We start from the raw sequence: 17063 nt of genomic DNA, 5'->3' as shown, positions 1-17063 counted from the left end.
TTAATTCGCTGATCCACTGCTTGCCACTGGCGCCTCTGGCCAAGGCGCCAGTCCGAAGGTGTGGTGGTTCCACATCAAGGGCTGGCAACACAGGTCCAGAGGCGCCAGCGGCAAGCCCTTCGGGAGCTCCTGAAAGCCTTGATAGCTGTGTTGCGGTGTCTCGATTTGGAGCCACCAAACCTTCACCACCGCGCCTTGCTCTCAAGGCTTTCAGGGGCTCAGTGGATCAGCGAATTAACCAAACGGGACACTAGCCCTTTGACCGCTTCCGCTGGAATTCCCTGGGGGTCATGATGGGCGCCCGCGCCCGTTTTCGGCCCCGGAGCAGGTCGTCGTCATTGCTGATCAGGGTGGCACCGCTGGCATCGGCAAGGGCTGCGAATTTCCGGTCAGCGGGATCCGGAACATAGCGGAATCGGCTCGGGTGGGTACGGCCCCGGAACCGGCCGCTCTTCTGGAACAGAGCCCGGCTGTCGCGCCTGGAGAGGCCCGGAATCTTGCCCAGGATGTGTTCAATCTCTCCCCGGGTATGCCGGTCCCAGATCATCTGAAGCTTGCCCTCCCTGACCTGGCGGACAACCTTTGCAGAGGCACTGTGGGGGTTGAAGCCGGACGCAACAAAGACATTGGTGTCCAGAATCACATCCTTTGGCATGTTCTTGCTCCAGATAACAACGGGACCCGCCAGCGCAGGCGGAACGTGGATTCGTGGGCCCGGCCGTAGCGCGAGCTCCCTGCCACCATACCATGATCGTGAACCAATCTTTAACCTCGGCCGGGCGTTTCGTTCAGGCCCGGTGGGTGAGTTCTGCCATGGGTGGCATGGCAGGCGAAGCCTGCGTGAACGACGGACGGTTGCGACCCTGATGAACACCCTGGCAAACTCCTGTCACGGATGAGTGCTTGAATATCAAGCATAACAAGCCATAGTGAAAGGGGGTTGTGGGAGTTCCGCAGCCGGAGACTTGCACTGGTCGTGAAACAGTGGTCGTGCCGGAGCCGCGAGATGGTTAGCAGAAAGAACACAGATGAGAGGTATGTGATTCGGGAAGCGACAGAGGATGACCTCCCCGTGCTAGTGGAATTTCTCGCCAAGCTCGCCCTGCATGTGGCGGGTGCGCAGCCGCAAAGCCTGAAGGAGGATGAGCGGGACCGTCTGCTCGCGGTGTTGCACTCGTCCCTGACCGCTGCCAACAAGCAGCTTGTGGTGGCGGAGGTACCTGGGGCTGGTCTTGTTGCCATGGGCTATATCTATGTACTGCACAATCAGGGCATCTGGGAACAGACCAGCCACGTGGAATACAGGTCTGGTGTTATTGACGATGTCTGGGTGGAGCCCGATTTCCGCAAGCTGGGGATTTTCCGGGCGATTTTGCGTAGGCTCGTTGCATTCGCCGAGAGTCGTGGCGCCTATGAGCTGATCCTTGAGTACTCGGCTTCCAACAAGGAGGCCAAGGCGGCCTGGACCCGGCTGGGCTTCAAAACCATAGGTGTACGGGCAGCCGCATTCACAACGTCTGTGCAGGAAGTTCTGGCTGATCGACAGTGATACGTGAACCTCACTGGGCCGCGGGAGAGAAATGAAAAAGGGGGATGAAGTGCTGGGCGATCGAACCGTTTATGTCTTTACCGATGACGTCATGCTGGGCCATAACCCTGAGGTGGATCTGCCTTTCGTTCCCAGTCGGGTGGAAAAGCGTGTCAGGAACATCCTGCAGGGTCTGGACTTCAAGTGGAGTTATCCGGAACATCCGGGGCGTCTGACCGCAGTCAGGAAGTACCTGGAGGAAAACCCGGTTCCCGGTGTTCAGTTCAGGGAGGGGAAGAGCGCAACCTACGACCAGCTTGCGCGGGTGCATACCACATCCTACCTGGATCACATCTTTTCGCTGTCGGGCAAAAGCGCCTGGCTGGACTCGGACACCACGGCCGTTTCCCCCGACAGCATCAAGGCCGCTACCGCGGCTGCGGGGAACGCCATCGCGGCCGTGGAGAGTGTCATCAACGGTGAATGCCAGAGCGCGTTCGCCCTGGTGCGTCCACCGGGTCATCATGCGGAGCCGGTGAGGGCCCGGGGCTTCTGCATGTTGAACAACGTTGCGGTGGCTGCGGCCCATGCCCAGGCAAAGCTGGGCTGTGAACGGGTACTGATCATCGACTGGGACGCCCATCACGGCAACGGAACCCAGGATATTTTCTGGGCGGACCCCGATGTCCTGTTCTTCGACACCCATTGTGCCGCTCCCTTCTATCCGGGTTCGGGCCACCTGGAGGAGGTGGGCGCGGGATTTGGTGAGGGCTACACCATCAATGTGCCCCTTCCCGAGTCAGCAGGGGATATCGCCTTCGAGAAAGTGTTCCGTGAAATCCTCGTGCCGGCCGCCGACCACTTCAAGCCGGACCTGGTGCTTGTCTCTGCCGGTTTCGACCCTCACCGCAATGACATGGCGCTGAACCTGACCTACGACGGGTTCAAGGTCATCACCCGCATTATTCAGGAGGTTGCCGACAAGCACTGCGATGGCAGGCTCGCCCTCGTGATGGAGGGTGGCTACAACCTGACCTCCCTTGCCCGGGGTACCCACGCAGTGTTGGAGGTGCTCGCTGGCGGAGACATACCTGAGTTGCTGGAAACCGGTGTGAAGGAGGCCAGTGAGGCCGCCGAATTTCACCGCTCCGCGTTCAGCGACGACGACTGATCAACGGTCAGTGCCCCCCGCATAAGAAAAACAACCATCCGGGTTGCCACGATCCAATCCGGCGCTATATCGTATCCCTACCCGAAAACAGGAAACCGGGCACCCGGTGTCTCCCGGAGGCACTTGTCCCCCCAATTCATTACCGTTAGATAAAAATAAAGGAGAAAGCCCATGCAAGGCCTGATGATGCACCGGCCCCTGCTCATATCCCAGATCCTGGAGTTCGCAGCCGGGAACTACCCCGATCAGGAGATCGTCTCCCGCACCACTGAGGGCGGCATTCATCGCTACACCTACCCGGAAATGGCCCAGCGCACCCGCAAGCTCGCCAATGCCCTGAAGAAACTGGGCGCCTCCGAGGAAGACCGCATTGGTACCATTGCCTGGAACAACTACCGTCACCTGGAAGTGTATTACGCCAGCTCCGGTATGGGTGCCATCTGTCACACCATGAACCCGCGCCTGCCGGCGGACCAGCTGATCTACATCGTCAACCACGCCCAGGACAAGTTCATTTTTGTGGACCTGACTTTCCTGCCGCTGCTGGAGAAGCTGTACGAGCATTTTCCGGACGTGGAAGGCTTCGTGGTCATGACCGATGAAGAGCACATGCCGGAGACCAGCCTGCCCCGGGTCTACTGCTATGAAACCCTGATCAAGGATGAGTCGGACCAGTTCGAGTGGCCGGAATTCGATGAGAATACCGCCTCCTCCCTGTGCTACACCTCTGGCACAACCGGCAACCCCAAAGGCGTTCTTTACAGTCATCGTTCCAACGTCCTGCATGCCCTGTTCGTACTGACCATTTCCGGCGTGCCCATCGACGAGAACTCCACCATTCTGCCGGTGGTGCCCATGTTCCACGTCAATGCCTGGGGTTCGCCCTACTTTGGCCTGATCGCTGGGGTAAAAATGGTATTCCCGGGACCGGCGCTGGACGGCGAGAGTCTCCATAACCTGATTGAAGACGAAAAAGTAACCGACGCCTGGGGCGTGCCCACGGTCTGGCTGGGCCTGCTTGGTTACATGCGCAAGGCTGGCAAGAAGTTCAGCAGCCTCAAGCGCACCCTGATCGGTGGCTCGGCACTGCCCAAGTCGATGATTGAGGAGTTCAAGAAGACCTACAACGTCGAGGCTATCCAGGGCTGGGGCATGACCGAAATGAGCCCGCTGGGCACGGTGGCAACACCGCGGCCGAGCCAGCGTGGCGGAGACTGGGAGGAGGAACTGCGGCTGCGGGGCACCCAGGGCCGGCTGATGTTCGGCGTGGAGATGAAGATCGTTGACGCCGAAGGCAATGAGCTGCCCCATGACGGTGAGTCCCAGGGTGAGCTGCTGGTGCGGGGGAACGGGGTTATCAACGGTTACTATGAGAACCCGGAAGCCAGCGCCAATGCATTCGACGACGATGGCTGGTTCCGCACCGGTGATGTGTCGGTGATCTCCCCGGATGGTTTCATGGAAATCGTTGACCGGGTGAAAGACGTGATCAAATCCGGCGGCGAGTGGATCAGCTCCATCGATCTGGAAAACGAAGCCGTCGCCCATCCGGAGCTGGCGGAAGCCGCGGTGATCGGCGTGCGTCACGAGAAGTGGCAGGAGCGTCCGTTGCTGGTGGCCGTGCGTGAGCCGGATTCCAAGGTGACCAAGGAAGACGTCCTGAAGTTCCTGGAGGAACGGGTTGCCAAGTGGTGGCTGCCGGACGACGTGGTGTTCGTGGAAGAGCTGCCTCACGGTGCCACCGGTAAGCTCCAGAAGGCCAAGCTGCGGGAGGACTTCAAGGGCTACAAGCTGCCTACGGAATAACGCTCCGGCACCGTCAGCCAGCAGGCTGGCGGTGCGCCCGCAAGCCCGGCAGTTATATCAAGAGCCGTCAGTACTGTACTGACGGCTTTTTTCGTTCTATTTCAGCTCAAAGCCACGCTTGACCAGGAATTCCCGCATATGGGGCCGCAGTTTGGCGTTGAACAGCGGGCTCAGCTGTTTCGACCAGTTGGTGTCCTTGGTGCCGCCGGTACGCTGACCGTAGTAGTCGCGCATGGTTTCGTCGAAGCCGTCCACCATGGCCTCGTCCTCGCGGTAGTAATCCTCCTTGAGAATGCTCTCCACCGGCAGGCGGGGTTTCACGTTCGGGTCCTGATCCGGATAACCGAGGCACAGGCCGAATACCGGGAACACGTGCTCCGGCAGTTTCAGCAACTCGCTGATCTCGGCCGGATTGTTGCGGATACCACCGATGTAGCATATGCCCAGGCCTGCGGACTCCGCCGCAATCACCACGTTCTGGGCCATCAGGGCGGTATCCACGCTGGCCACCAGGAACTGCTCGGTCATGCCCCGGATCACATCGGCCCCGGCCCGTTCAGCGGAATCCGTGGGACGTTTCATATCGCCGCAGAACACCAGGAAGTCGGAGCAGTCGGCGATGTACTTCTGGCCACCAGCCAGCTCGGCGATCTTCTCCCGGTTGGCCTGGTTCCTGACGTGGATGATGGAGTAGGCCTGTACATGGTTGGAGGTGGCCGCGCTCTGGCCGGCACGGATCAGCTCCAGGAAGAGGTCCCGGGGGATCTTCTGGTCGGTGAACTTGCGGATTGAGCGATGGGACTGGAGTAACTCGATAACCTCGTTCATGGTGCCTCTCTCACGTTGGTGACCAGATCCGGAAATGTACGTCGGATCTCCTGAAAGAGAGCATTCTACCTTTTTTACCCCCGAGCGGCGCCAGTCCCTGTTCACATGGCCCGCGCGTAAAGGCGAAAGGGAAGGGCCCTGAGCACATGACTGAGGGGTGTCCAGGGCCAGGATGGCACGTAGGCGCGCCTCTTCTCTTTCTCGATGGCCTTCACCAGCGCCTGTACGCCGGTTTCCAGGTCAACCCGGAAGGGAGCGTTCTCCACGTCGCGGTTGATGTCCGTAAGAATGTACCCGGGCAGAATGCAGCTCACCCGTATCGGCGATCCCAGTGTGTCCAGCTGCAGCCCCTCCGCCAGGGAGGCAACCGCTGCCTTGGTGGCGGCATAGACATTGATGGATCCCCTGAATCCCCGCACCGCGCTGACGGATGACATCAGCACCAGGTGGCCTTCGTTCTGGTCCTTCAGTATCTCCATTGCCGCCTCGCACTGGGCCAGGGCCGCCACGAAGTTGGTTTCGACCGTTTTCCGGTTGGAGGGGAAGTCACCGCTGCCGATGGCGGACCTGCTGCCCATGCCCGCGTTGACGATCACCCTGTCCAGCGAGCCGAGGTCATCCCGGAAACCGCGAAAAACCTCGAATACGTCATCGTACTCGCACACGTCCAGCGACCGGACGAACACCCGGATGTTGGGATAGTTGGCCAGCAACTCGCTTTGCAGCCGGGCGAGCTTTTCCGTGCTGCGGGCACAGAGGGCGAGACTGCAGCCTTTCGCGGCGAAGGCCCGTGCCATACCCTCGCCGAGGCCGGAGCTGGCTCCGGTGATCAGGATGTTCTTCCGCATGACTCCTCCCGGGAGCTTGTAATAGCCGGTCCTAGTTGAGGTTTTCCGCCAGGAACTGGAGGGTGCGGCCATGGGCCAGCGCGGCGGCGTGTTGATTGTACGCCGACCGCCCCCAGCAGTTGAAGCCGTGGTCCACACCGGGGTACTCGAACACCAGTGCGCGACTGTGATCGGCGAAGGTGTCGCGTATCCGGTTCACCGCTTCCGGTGGGATCATGCCGTCCTCCCCCGCGAAGTGAAACAGGATGGGCTGATGGATCTCTTTGGCGAGGTCCAGGTGGTTGTGGATGCCACCGCCGTAATAACTGACAGCGGTGTCAGGCTTGCCGGTGGCGGCGGCGCGATAGGCCAGCTGGCCGCCGAAGCAGAAACCCATGACGGCGACCCTGCCATTGGATTCGGACAGGCCCCTGAGGTGATCCACCGCAGCGGCAACGTCGTCGCCGCATTGCGCGGCGTCCGCCGCCTTCACAAGAGCGAAGGCCTTGGCCGAGTCTGCCTCGTTATAGTCCAGATCAATCCGCTTCTCCTGTCGCCAGAACACATCCGGCGCCAGCACCACATAACCATCCAGGGCGTACTGCTCGGCCACGGCACGGATGTGGCGGTTGACCCCCCAGATTTCCTGGACAAGCACCAGCCCGGGCCCTTTGCCAGCGGGTGGCAGCGCAAGGTAACCATTGAAACTTTTGCCGTCGTTACTGGGAATGTCGATCCACTGCGAAGCCATGAGCCACTCCTGAATAAACACGGGAAATGATTCACAAGGCTAGCGGGATGATGCGTCTTACGCCAGTACTGACAGGGCAGTATCGGGCCCAGGGTGGCCTTTGCCGGGAGAAGTCGCGAAGAACGGGCGTGGGGTGGCCGGAGCCCGGGATCGATTCCGGGCTCCACTGCGGCTCACTTATAGATGCGGTTCAGTTTCTTCATGCCGCCGATCCAGCGATCATAGTTTTCCGCCTTGTTGCGGAAGTACTGGAGGACATTGGGGTGAGGCAGTACCAGGAAGGTTTCCTCTTCGATAGCCTTGAGGCAGGCATCGGCCACGGGTTCCGGCTCCAGCATGCCGTCGACACTCGCCACACCGTCCTCATGGCCCCGGGTCATGGCGGAACGGACCGCCTGGGGGCATAGCACCGACACCTTGATGCCATCGTCCGCATAGGTGAACGCCAGCCACTCCGCGAGGGCGACGGCAGCATGCTTGGTGACGGAATAGGGCGCGGAGCCCACCTGGGAAAGCAGGCCTGCGGCGGAAGCGGTGTTGAGGAAGTAGCCACCGCCGCGCTGGATCATGACCGGTGCCAGGTGCCGTGCGGCGTAAACGTGGGCCATGACGTTGATGTCCCAGATACGCTGCCATGCCTCGTTGGAGGCCTCGGGGCCGCCCGGCTCCATGATGCCGGCGTTGGAACAGAACAGGTCGATGGGGCCTTCGCTGGCTTCGATATCGTCGATCAGGCTCCTGATCTCATCTTCATTGGCGACATTGACCTTGCGGCCGATGCCATTGATTTCAGCTGCCGTTGCTTCGGCCCCTTCGCCATCCAGGTCGGCACAGATGACCTTTTTCGCGCCGGCCTGGGCGAAGCGGATTGCCAGGGCCCTGCCGATTCCACCGGCCGCGCCGGTCACCACTACGATGCGATTTGCTACGTCCATGATCTCTCCTTTTTTTATTGTCGTTTCGGCGCCCGGCCGAAAAGTGAGGGAAATACAGAAACCAGAGCACAATAGAAGGTTTGGCGGGCAATGCCAAGATAACGTCGGAATGAGTCTTGCCCCATGTTCAGCCGCAGTCAGCGAATTGCTGTTGTGGTCCTGCTTTCACTGACTGAATGCCGGCCGGATCACATCGCGATAGTTGCGGATGCGCTGCACATAATGCACCGGCTCGTAGCCTCGGGCGTAGCCGTAGCGTGTGTTGGGGTAGTAGCGTTTGTCGGCCTTGAGGGGAAGCACGGTTCTCATCTCTGCCCAGGAGTCCGGATTTTTGCCGAGTTTGCGGGCGAGGCTTCGCGCATCCAGCAGGTGGCCACGGCCGATATTGTAGCTGGCCAGGGCCAGGAAGGTCCTGTCTGGTTCCGGGATGGTGTCCGGAAGCCTGCGGTGCCGGTCCGCAAGATACCGGGCGCCTCCATCGATGGCCTGGCGGGGGTCCAGCCGGTTGGTCACGTCCAGTGACTTGGCTGTGGGCAGGGTGAGCATCATGATGCCGCGAACGCCCGTAGGCGAGACAGCGTTCGGGTCCCAGTGGGATTCCTGATAGGCAAGGGCGGCCAGCAGGTCCGCCGGTACGCCGGTTTCCGCTTCGGCTTTCTCGAACTCGGCGATGAACCGGGGGAGCCGGTCCTCGATCCGACGGTTCAGTGCCCGCAGGTCAACAAAGTCGAAGTCGCCAATGTACGCATAATAGCGATTTTCCATGAGGCCAATGGCTTCGTCACCCTCAATGCTGCTCATCCACCTCCTCGCATCGCCAGCCAGGTCTTCCGACCCGGCGGGTAGGTACCAGCCCAGGTTGTTACCCCCGGTCAGGTTCATCGCGATTTCAAGGTGTGGGAAGTGGCGGCGCATCACCTGGACAATATTGGAATCGGCTACCGTGCAGCCAATGGCCTGCTCCGCAACTTCCGAGAGCAGCACTTCGGTGGTCCGCTCGCTGTCTTCAGTGAACTCAACGCCGGGATGGACCTGCGCGAGGCCGTCCAGGGTTTCCACGTAGCTGGCGCCGGCGGTGACAACGATTTCCGTGCCGGGGAGCTCCTCCGCGGTGCGGGGCAGGGGTCGGTGATCCCGGTGGCACACCAGTTGCTCGACGATCTCGGTATGGGCCGGGCCCCGGACAAACTGTTCATCCCGGGAGTCCAGGTGGGTCAGTCCCGCTGCTGCCAGGTGTGTGGTGCCGGACTTGAGCGCCTTCAGCACATCGGCTGTGGACTCCAGCATGGTCCACTCCACCTCCCACCCCCGGGCTTCGGCGTAGTCCGACACCAGGGAGTACTCGGGTCCGGCCGAATTTTCATGGCGGTCGAGGTAGTAGGTGGTCGAGCCGTTGCGGGTGGCGACTTTCAGCACGCCGGTTTCGAACGGCGACTCCATCACCACCAACTCGGGCTCTTTGGCGTCTCCACAGCCGGCCAGGGTTGCCGTGATCCCGGCGACCAGGAGTCGTTTGAGGACTGTCGGGTAAGCCAAGCCATCTCCTGATTTGTAGTGGGACATGTCTATTATAGTAGTAGGTACTGCACAAAATTGTATGCGGATCATTCGAAGGTAGGCTGAATAACACTGGCCCTGGACCGGTTCAGCGCTTGATCGGTTTCAGCTGGCGTTTGAGGGCCATTGCCACGAAGTAGCACACCCGAAAAAGATCCCTTAGCCGTGAGACCCTGAAACCCGTGGCATCGTCGTAGAACTGGCGCCAGGCGGACGCCGATGTTTCGATGGACAGGTGCTCCCGGAAGATGTCCTGGCCTTCCTGCCCCAGATGCTGGTGGTGATCGAAGTCACCGACCACGTCCTCGATGAACAGGGGCTCTCCGGTCGCTTCCAGTTCGTCCATCGGGGTTCGGTCGGTAAAATTGTGATGCTGGAAGATGCGCCAGTTCTGGCGGGTTACCGCTACCAGGCGGGGAGCCCCTTCCCTGTCCCTGACCGGCACGAAAGCGATTTTCCCCAGGGCCATGGCTTCCATTGCGGACCGGCCCAGGCCGATAAACAGATCGCAGGCGTGGATCGCCCTGGCCGCTGTGTCCACCACGTCATCGTCCACCAGAATCTCGTGACTGAACGCAAGCCGGTGCTGCTCCAGCCGGTGCAGCACGCTCCTGCTCTGAAGCACACCGATGTGAGTGGAAACAGGACTGCCCTCCAGGTTTTCCAGAGCCCCGTACATGACCGACAGTGAGGTCGCCTTCTCTTCCGCGATCCGGCAAATTGTCAGCAGTCGAAGTTGACCTTCCTGAGCCCCGATAAGTCGCGGCACGGCGTGGTTGAGGTACTCGCGGTCATAGGGGGGCGGCGAGACCCGGCCTGGCGCCAGCGCCAGGGGCCGCTTGCTGTCATGGGCCTCGAATAGCCGGTAGTCCTGCCGGTGGAAGACCATCAGCGGCAAACCGTTGAACATATAACTCCTGGGGAATACCGGTCCGCCGGGCTTCAGGTGGGCGACAGGCCCGGAGCCTAGCCCCAGGCATAACAGGATGGGCACGTAACAGATAAGGTCACCCACCGTGACATAAAGCACCTCCCTGTCCGGCTCGAATGACAGCTCCTTTCTGAGGTTGCGAAGGGTGCGCCATGTGCCCGGGGAAACCAGTGGTCCTGTCTCAACATGCCGGTAGCAGTCGAGCTGCTGCAGGATAGGGGACGGCACGTTTCCGAAAGTGAAAATGCGTACATCGAAATCCGATTGAAGGATCGATGCGATTTCCTTCAGGGAGCGGTAGTGCCCGCCGACACCGGTATTGATCGTGGAGTAGGACGAAAGAAAGAAAACGATGGTTTTCATGGCAACGGCTCTTTCAAGGACGGTTTCCTGCCGGCGAGATCGAAGTCTCAAACCAGTCTGGGCATCCCGGTGCCAACAGGGTCCGGGTGCGGTTGCGCCTCATCCCCTGGCGGTGATCCCCCGAACATTTGGCGGGCCTGCTCGTGGGCCTGAACGATTCGGCCTTCAGGGGTAACGTACAAAACTTCGGATGGCATATCGTAACCTGTGCGGTGTCGGACCGTTGTCCTGATCTTTTCAATCAGGTAGAGCAGATCACTGGCGGTCGCATTCCCTGTGTTCACAATAAAGTTGGCGTGAAGGCTGGAGACCTGGGCGCCGCCACGGCGAAGGCCCTTCAGGCCGCATTGTTCAATCACCGCCCCGGGGGGGCCGTAATCCTCATACATGGCCGGATTACTGACGAAGACAGAGCCGCAGTTGGGGAGTTTTCTCGGAAACTTGCGCCTTCGCTGGCCGAGAATCTCGAGCATGCTGCGACGGATGGCCCCCACCTGGCCGGTGTAGGTGAACTCGAAGCGAGCCTCCACAATGATTTCCGGGGAGGACTGGAAACACGAGCGACGGTAACGGAAGTCACAGGCTTTCCGGTCGTAGCGCCTCAGGCTCCCGGTTGGCGTGACGGTTGTGACTTCCACAATATTGTCGCCGATACCCTTGCGTTGACTGCCGCCATTCATGTAGATCAGGCCGCCCAGAGTGCCGGGAATCCCGCAGATGTGTTCGCCGCCCTCGAGCCCCGACCGGGCGAGCCTTCGGGCGAACTCCGGAACCCATACGCCGCTCTGGCTCCAGACCGAGCTGCCGGAAATACGCATGTCCGCAAAGCCGGCGCCAAAATGCACACCGAGGGCGCGCAGTCCCTGGTCGGCAAACATCAGGTTGGAGCTCGAGCCCAGCACAACGTAGGGAATCCCGTGACGGTGGATGTAGCCCATAAGTTCCCGGATTTCCGTCAGGCTCCTGGGTGCAACCACGCAGTCGGCCCGGCCGCCCACCCGCCAGCGGCTCAGACCGGCGAGGTCGATATTCGTGAACACCCCGTTGGGTGACAGTGCACGGAGATCACCGAGTACCGAGCGATAGTCGAAGATTTCCGGTTTCCGCTGTTGGTCCATGGCCTTACCCGGTTTCAATGAGAGAGGCATGAACGCCCAGGGTCTTGAGCTTGTCCAGCAGGCCGTTGTAGCCACGCATGGCCATGTGCACATCCTTGATGCGGCTCTGGCCGTCGGCGCAGAAGGCGGCCATTACCAGGGCCATGCTGCCACGAAGGTCGGTGGAGGTCACATCGGCGCCTTTGAGGCTGGCGATGCCGAACGTGGTGATCTTGCCTGGCTCGCAGGCAATGGCATCGGCATTGAAACGGCTGAGTTCCCGGGCATAGGCGATTCGTTCAGGGTAACGATAGTCAAAGGTACGGGAAATGCCGTTCGCCTTCATGCCAAGCAGAACATAGAAAGACTGCATGTCGGAGATGACGCCCGGATGGGTGCCGCAGGCCAGTTCGAATGGCTGGATACCCTGGCCCTGAATGCTCTCCCCCGAGACAAACACCGAGTGGGAGTTGCGATAGAGATCAAGCCCCGCTTCCTCAAGGTGGAGGAGAGGGACCTTCATATGCCTGAACGGCACACCCTTGATGTAAACGTCGCCGCCGGTCATGGCCGCGAAAACGATCCATGTGAGGGCTTCGATACGGTCCGGCATGACCTCGAACGACGCCCCGCGCATGAGCCCCCCCATGCCACGGACCCGAATCAGGCTGTTACCGAAATTCTCGATGCCCGCGCCCATCTGCTGAAGCATGTCGATCAGGTCTTCCACTTCCGGGGTGATATAGGCATTGCGGATTTCCGTGGTGCCGGTTGCCACCGATGCACACATCAGCGCGTTTTCGGTGCCGCCCACGGTCGAAATCGGGAAGTCGACGGAGCCGCCGCGAAAGGAGCCGTTCACCTGGATGTAGCTCTCCTCCTCCCTGACCTCACAGCCAAGTGCCTTCCAGACCATCATGTGAAGATCGTAGCCTCGCGCGCCGATCTTGCAGCCGCCGGGGTAGGGAATCCGCGCGATGCCGTTGCGAACGATCTGACCGGCCGTGAGCAGGTAGGTGGTCCGTATCGGCAGTTCCCAGTCATCAATGGTCTTGCAGGACAGGCCGGGGGTGAGGATCTCCAGGAACTCCCGTTCGTCATCCACCTCCACCCGCGCACCCAGCTTCCGGATAAAGCCGATCTTCTCCACCACATCCACCAGCTGGGTGGGGAAGTTACGGATACGCACAGGCTCGTCGGTCAGCAGTGAAGCCGCCAACAGACGGGTGGCGGAGTTTTTCGCTCCACTGACCTTGACCTTGCCCGAGGGAATCTGGCCACCTTCCACCAACATATCGTATTTCATGAAGCTCCTTCTCCCTGGTTTATATTCCCTTGTAATGGCAGCGCTCAGCTTATGGGGGCACTCGCTGTTTGGTGGAGGCCTCGGAAAGGCTCCTCTGGTTCTGGTGTGCTCTTTTGTTCGTGGCCCACAGTTTGGCGCTTTCTTATGTGGTTTTCTTCTGTCTGATGAAAAATTAATCTTTGAATTCACCGGTTTTGATTGGAAAATATACAATAAATATCTATATTTTACATATGGTTATGTTGTTATTAAGGTGTTCGTAAATTGATTTTAAACGTAATGTGGGAAAACTTATATGTCGTGCATTATTGTGTAAATAAACGAGTCCTGTTTATTTAATATGCATATACTTAAAGGGAATTGTCCTCTCCACTGAAATGCCGGAGCCGGGCCTTGAGGTAAGCCCCGGAGAGCCACCACCGTTTGGTATTCTCCCGTCCGGAAGCTAGGCTGAAGGCGAGGTACGCTGAACGGTCACCCGATAGAGGAGGACATCATGGCAACGAGCGATCCTGAAAAGCGTGTTGATACCCAGGCCCATGACGCCATCGCGGGGCTGGAGTTTCCCGCCAGTCGCGACGAGCTGGTGGAGCAGGCACGGGCACACGGTGCCGATCCGCGAATCATCGATACCCTGGAGCACATACCGGAAGGAACCTACTTCAGCAGCGAGGATGTGCTGAAAGATCTTGGCGAGGGTTAGTGCCCCCCGTCTGGTTAGTCCGCTGACCTACTGCTTGCCGCCCGGGGCCGGAACCTTCCGGCCCTCATCACCAGCGCCCTGGTACCAGGGCCGTCCCGCCACGGCGCTGTGTTCCAGTTCCGCGATCACCTGAGCGCCCAGCAACAGGATGATGGCACCCACTTCCAGGCTGATCAGCAGGACGATAATGGTGGCCAGGGAACCGTAGATGACATTCACGAAGGACACGTTCTGCAGGTAGTACATCAGAATCAGCCGCGTACCCTCCCAGAGAACGGCCGCAATAAATCCCCCTATAACGGCCCGCCGTGGCGCTATGCGGACGATGGGAAGCACTTTGTAAATGGCGCTGAACAGAACGAACACACTGACAAAGCTCAGGGGGTAGAGAATAATGCCCGGGCGTTCGTAAAAGAGATCCGCCAGCACAAAAATCAGTGTCAGGGTCAACAGGCCAATGCCCAGTACCAGGATGAAAGCATAGGGCAGGGCGGCGGATACCCAGAAACTGCGGGTCGGCGTGTCGGGCTGGTGGAAGATGATGGCGATGGAATCCTCCAGCATCCGGAAAGCGAAGGAGCTGAAGAACAGCAGCACGGGGATTCCAATGAGACCGATAACGTCCCGGGAATCCAGAAATGTCTGCACGATTTCCAGCAGCAGGTCGGCATGGCCCGACGCGAAATGCCGCGCCTGGATGCGCATGACCTCCACCAGTTGCGCCTCCGGAACAATATGGGTCAGCAGGACCCCCAGCACGGCGAGCAAGGGAATCGCCGACAGCAGCACGTTGTAACCCACACCACCGGCGAGAAGAATGCCATGGTTACGGAGGAAACGGCCCAGCACGCGATGTCCGAACCGGAACGAGCGGCGGATCAGCAGGACTGTTCTTTGGCGCGGAGAGCTGGCGTCCAACATGGCGTGGCCCAGAGTGACAATAGGAATCAGCAGATCTGCCTTTTGACCATACTCAATCACGCCGGAGCTGACAAATCAGCGCCGTCCTGGCCCGGCGTCAGTAACGGGCCAAGGGAAACCTTTGCAGGCCCCGGTCTTTACCCGGGATGCTTGCCCCCAATTTCGATCACTGGAACCTGTCGCTGGTGGACTGCCGCAAACCGGTCCCCCTCGATGCACCCGGTTTCACGGGTACCCGGTGGCAGAACTGGTAGTGATTACGACCGTTTTCCTTGGCGGTGTACATGGCCGCGTCCGCGTTGGCCATCAGCGTGTCTGCGTCAAGGCCGCTTTCCGGGTAGACCGCAATGCCTATACTCAGGGCGACCTTGAGTTCGTGGCCATCGACAACCCGTGGTGTTGCAAACCTGTCCAGCAACTTCCTGGCAATGCAGGCGGCGTCCTGGGCTGCTTCGATTTCCGTCAACAGGATAATGAACTCATCGCCGCCGTGACGACTGATGGTATCTGTGGCCCGCACACAGGTTCCGATTTCCCCCGCGACTTCCTGAAGCAGATGATCGCCCACGCCGTGACCGAAGGTGTCGTTGATCTGCTTGAAATGATCCAGATCGAGAAACAGCAGTGCGATCTGCTTGTGGTGCCGGTCGGCCATGCCGATAGCCTGGTTGAGCCGCTCCATGAGCAACATGCGATTGGGCAGGCCGGTCAGGAAGTCGTGCTGGGCGTGATGGCTCATCTTCTGCACCACGGATCCGGCCTGGCGGGCGTCGTGAAACACAATCACAGCTCCAGCGACCTCTCCTGAGCGATGGTAGATGGGCGCCGCGGAATCCTCGATTGCGATATCGGTACCGTCCCGGCGGATCAGCACACTGCCCAGGGCCAGCTCCACGATGCGGTCTTCGTTGATGGCGCGTTGGGCGGGGCTGACAGTCCGCTCCCGGGTGATACCGTCGAAAATGAAAAATACCTGTTCCACCGAGCGACCCAGAGCCTCTTCACGGGTCCAGCCGGTCAGCGTTTCCGCCACACGGTTGAGATAGATCAACCTGCCTTCCGGATTGACAACCAGTACCCCATCACCAATGGCATCCAGGGTAATCTGTGCCATGTCCTCGAACGAGACGTCATCGAAGCCTTCGGCAGAGTTCCCACTAAGGCCCGGCCATCCCCTTGAGGTTTTCCTGGCCTCGCAGTGAGGACATGGGAGCCCGGTGTCAGTGAAGAGACCGCCAGTTGCGGGCACGAGTGTCATTGGCATCGATGTCTCCTTGGTAACGACCTTGATCACCAGATTATCCGGAGGAGACACCAGGGGTCTGTACGGGAGCGCACCCTCCTGCCGGGAAGGCAGGATCGGGATTTTACTTTGGAGAATGCCGGGGCTAGGCCGGCTTCTTACTGGCGAACCAGTCTTCGCTTGAGTCGGGGTTGAGCAAACGGTCCGTTTCCTTCTTGACCACGGCGTAGCACTCACAGCTCAGTTCCTCGAGCCTGGGGCGGTCGATGACTTCGATACGGCCGCGCCGGTATTCGATAACGCCAAGATCCTGCAGTTTTCCGGCCGCCTCCGTCACCCCTTCCCGACGAACGCCGAGCATGTTGGCAATCAGTTCCTGGGTCATGACCAGGTGGTTCGAGGGCAATCGGTCGAGGGAGAGCAGCAGCCAGCGGCACAATTGCTGATCAATGGAATGGTGGCGGTTACAGACGGCGGTCTGGGACATCTGGGTCATGAGGGCCTGGGTGTAGCGCAATACCAGTGCCATCAGCTCGCCGTGCCGGTTGAACTCATCGACAAGTCGGTGGCCCGCCAGCCTGAAACCCCAGCCACCGCTCTGAACAAGGGCGCGACTGGAAGTGCTTTCGCCGCCCATGAACAACGAAATGCCCACGAGGCCCTCCTTGCCGACCACGGAAATCTCCGCCGATGCGCCACTTTCCATGACGTAGAGCAATGACACAATGCAGTCGGTGGGAAAGTAGACGTAGCGCATCTTGTCGCCAGGTTCGTAGAGCACCTTGCCCAGAGGCAGGGGAATTTCTTCAAGATAGGGAAAAACCCGTTCCTGGACCTCCGGTGGCAATTTGTCGAGGAGCAGGTTCTGTGTTGGCTGTGGAGCGTTGGGCATCACTGAGGTCTTCTTTCCAACCGAGATGGGCGTAGTGTAGTTCACCTGCCGGAGTTATGTACGACACAATACATAGGGCCTGTAGGGCAAGCACTTATTCCTGGCGGCAACTAGGGAGTGAAAGGTTCTTGAGGGGTGAACACCCTTCAGCCTGGAATTGGCCTGAAGGGAACCCGTGTCAAGTCGTTCAACATACGGGGCAAT

General features: G+C 59.8%; 16 protein-coding genes. 4 read left to right on the top strand and 12 right to left on the bottom strand.

Annotated elements, in window-relative coordinates:
• Positions 1–250: 250 nt before the first annotated feature.
• The gene (locus BM346_RS09100; protein ID WP_092011162.1) at positions 251–655 is read right to left on the bottom strand and encodes a PIN domain-containing protein; all 405 of its coding nucleotides are present in this window, start codon (positions 653–655) and stop codon (positions 251–253) included.
• 351 nt (positions 656–1006) lie between these two features.
• Here BM346_RS09100 and BM346_RS09095 point away from each other — a divergent pair, with 351 nt between their 5' ends.
• From BM346_RS09095 to BM346_RS09085, 3 genes are all read left to right on the top strand, one after another.
• Positions 1007–1549 carry a GNAT family N-acetyltransferase gene (locus BM346_RS09095; RefSeq protein WP_092011160.1) on the top strand — a complete coding sequence of 181 codons (543 nt, stop codon included), beginning with the start codon at positions 1007–1009 and terminating at the stop codon, positions 1547–1549.
• A 49-nt stretch (positions 1550–1598) separates the two neighbouring features.
• The gene (locus BM346_RS09090) at positions 1599–2699 is read left to right on the top strand and encodes a histone deacetylase family protein (RefSeq protein ID WP_174805159.1); all 1101 of its coding nucleotides are present in this window, start codon (positions 1599–1601) and stop codon (positions 2697–2699) included.
• A gap of 171 nt (positions 2700–2870) precedes the next feature.
• Entirely contained in the window at positions 2871–4505 is a 1635-nt protein-coding gene (locus tag BM346_RS09085) for a long-chain-fatty-acid--CoA ligase (protein ID WP_092011155.1), read from the top strand.
• 96 nt (positions 4506–4601) lie between these two features.
• On the opposite strand, the gene nfsA is transcribed toward BM346_RS09085, so the two are convergent.
• From nfsA to BM346_RS09045, 8 genes are all read right to left on the bottom strand, one after another.
• The gene (gene nfsA, locus BM346_RS09080; RefSeq protein WP_092011152.1) at positions 4602–5333 is read right to left on the bottom strand and encodes an oxygen-insensitive NADPH nitroreductase; all 732 of its coding nucleotides are present in this window, start codon (positions 5331–5333) and stop codon (positions 4602–4604) included.
• Positions 5334–5434: 101 nt separating this feature from the next.
• A complete protein-coding gene (locus BM346_RS09075) occupies positions 5435–6181 on the bottom strand; it encodes an SDR family oxidoreductase (RefSeq protein WP_092011149.1) in 747 nt (248 codons plus the stop codon).
• A gap of 31 nt (positions 6182–6212) precedes the next feature.
• Positions 6213–6911 (bottom strand): dienelactone hydrolase family protein, encoded by a 699-nt coding sequence (locus BM346_RS09070; protein ID WP_092011146.1) that lies wholly within the window; start codon positions 6909–6911, stop codon positions 6213–6215.
• 173 nt (positions 6912–7084) lie between these two features.
• Positions 7085–7846 carry an SDR family oxidoreductase gene (locus BM346_RS09065; protein WP_092011144.1) on the bottom strand — a complete coding sequence of 254 codons (762 nt, stop codon included), beginning with the start codon at positions 7844–7846 and terminating at the stop codon, positions 7085–7087.
• A 165-nt stretch (positions 7847–8011) separates the two neighbouring features.
• A complete protein-coding gene (mltF, locus tag BM346_RS09060) occupies positions 8012–9382 on the bottom strand; it encodes a membrane-bound lytic murein transglycosylase MltF (protein WP_227662840.1) in 1371 nt (456 codons plus the stop codon).
• A 109-nt stretch (positions 9383–9491) separates the two neighbouring features.
• Entirely contained in the window at positions 9492–10697 is a 1206-nt protein-coding gene (locus BM346_RS09055; protein WP_092011138.1) for a glycosyltransferase, read from the bottom strand.
• Between the two features lie 47 nt (positions 10698–10744).
• Complete coding sequence (murB, locus tag BM346_RS09050; protein WP_092011135.1) at positions 10745–11815, bottom strand: UDP-N-acetylmuramate dehydrogenase; 1071 nt, start codon at positions 11813–11815, stop codon at positions 10745–10747.
• 4 nt (positions 11816–11819) lie between these two features.
• Complete coding sequence (locus BM346_RS09045; RefSeq protein ID WP_206675675.1) at positions 11820–13100, bottom strand: UDP-N-acetylglucosamine 1-carboxyvinyltransferase; 1281 nt, start codon at positions 13098–13100, stop codon at positions 11820–11822.
• A 496-nt stretch (positions 13101–13596) separates the two neighbouring features.
• Here BM346_RS09045 and BM346_RS09040 point away from each other — a divergent pair, with 496 nt between their 5' ends.
• On the top strand, positions 13597–13803 hold the full coding sequence (locus BM346_RS09040) for a DUF2795 domain-containing protein (RefSeq protein ID WP_092011132.1): 207 nt from the start codon (positions 13597–13599) through the stop codon (positions 13801–13803).
• 27 nt (positions 13804–13830) lie between these two features.
• On the opposite strand, the gene BM346_RS09035 is transcribed toward BM346_RS09040, so the two are convergent.
• The 3 genes from BM346_RS09035 to BM346_RS09025 all read right to left on the bottom strand — a co-directional run bounded on the left by BM346_RS09035 (position 13831) and on the right by BM346_RS09025 (position 16859).
• Positions 13831–14724, bottom strand: a complete 894-nt coding sequence (locus BM346_RS09035) for a YihY/virulence factor BrkB family protein (protein ID WP_092013530.1) — start codon at positions 14722–14724, stop codon at positions 13831–13833.
• 166 nt (positions 14725–14890) lie between these two features.
• On the bottom strand, positions 14891–15988 hold the full coding sequence (locus BM346_RS09030; protein WP_092011129.1) for a diguanylate cyclase domain-containing protein: 1098 nt from the start codon (positions 15986–15988) through the stop codon (positions 14891–14893).
• A gap of 124 nt (positions 15989–16112) precedes the next feature.
• Entirely contained in the window at positions 16113–16859 is a 747-nt protein-coding gene (locus BM346_RS09025; RefSeq protein ID WP_092011126.1) for a Crp/Fnr family transcriptional regulator, read from the bottom strand.
• Positions 16860–17063 lie beyond the last annotated feature (204 nt).

Origin of the sequence: Marinobacter daqiaonensis (assembly GCF_900115285.1) — a bacterium.
In the GTDB taxonomy this organism is placed as follows: Bacteria; Pseudomonadota; Gammaproteobacteria; order Pseudomonadales; family Oleiphilaceae; genus Marinobacter; species Marinobacter daqiaonensis.
The sequence above is the reverse complement of the archived record's forward strand: the minus strand, read 5'-3'. Positions and strand labels throughout refer to the sequence as shown.

Excerpts from the sequence above, each read along its gene's own strand:
- BM346_RS09100 (WP_092011162.1), bottom strand. The coding sequence starts at position 655 with ATGCCAAAGGATGTGATTCTGGACACCAATGTCTTTGTTGCGTCCGGC.
- BM346_RS09095 (WP_092011160.1), top strand. The coding sequence starts at position 1,007 with ATGGTTAGCAGAAAGAACACAGATGAGAGGTATGTGATTCGGGAAGCG.
- BM346_RS09085 (WP_092011155.1), top strand. The coding sequence starts at position 2,871 with ATGCAAGGCCTGATGATGCACCGGCCCCTGCTCATATCCCAGATCCTG.
- nfsA (WP_092011152.1), bottom strand. The coding sequence starts at position 5,333 with ATGAACGAGGTTATCGAGTTACTCCAGTCCCATCGCTCAATCCGCAAG.
- BM346_RS09075 (WP_092011149.1), bottom strand. The coding sequence starts at position 6,181 with ATGCGGAAGAACATCCTGATCACCGGAGCCAGCTCCGGCCTCGGCGAG.
- BM346_RS09070 (WP_092011146.1), bottom strand. The coding sequence starts at position 6,911 with ATGGCTTCGCAGTGGATCGACATTCCCAGTAACGACGGCAAAAGTTTC.
- BM346_RS09065 (WP_092011144.1), bottom strand. The coding sequence starts at position 7,846 with ATGGACGTAGCAAATCGCATCGTAGTGGTGACCGGCGCGGCCGGTGGA.
- BM346_RS09055 (WP_092011138.1), bottom strand. The coding sequence starts at position 10,697 with ATGAAAACCATCGTTTTCTTTCTTTCGTCCTACTCCACGATCAATACC.
- murB (WP_092011135.1), bottom strand. The coding sequence starts at position 11,815 with ATGGACCAACAGCGGAAACCGGAAATCTTCGACTATCGCTCGGTACTC.
- BM346_RS09045 (WP_206675675.1), bottom strand. The coding sequence starts at position 13,100 with ATGAAATACGATATGTTGGTGGAAGGTGGCCAGATTCCCTCGGGCAAG.
- BM346_RS09040 (WP_092011132.1), top strand. The coding sequence starts at position 13,597 with ATGGCAACGAGCGATCCTGAAAAGCGTGTTGATACCCAGGCCCATGAC.
- BM346_RS09035 (WP_092013530.1), bottom strand. The coding sequence starts at position 14,724 with ATGTTGGACGCCAGCTCTCCGCGCCAAAGAACAGTCCTGCTGATCCGC.
- BM346_RS09030 (WP_092011129.1), bottom strand. The coding sequence starts at position 15,988 with ATGCCAATGACACTCGTGCCCGCAACTGGCGGTCTCTTCACTGACACC.
- BM346_RS09025 (WP_092011126.1), bottom strand. The coding sequence starts at position 16,859 with ATGCCCAACGCTCCACAGCCAACACAGAACCTGCTCCTCGACAAATTG.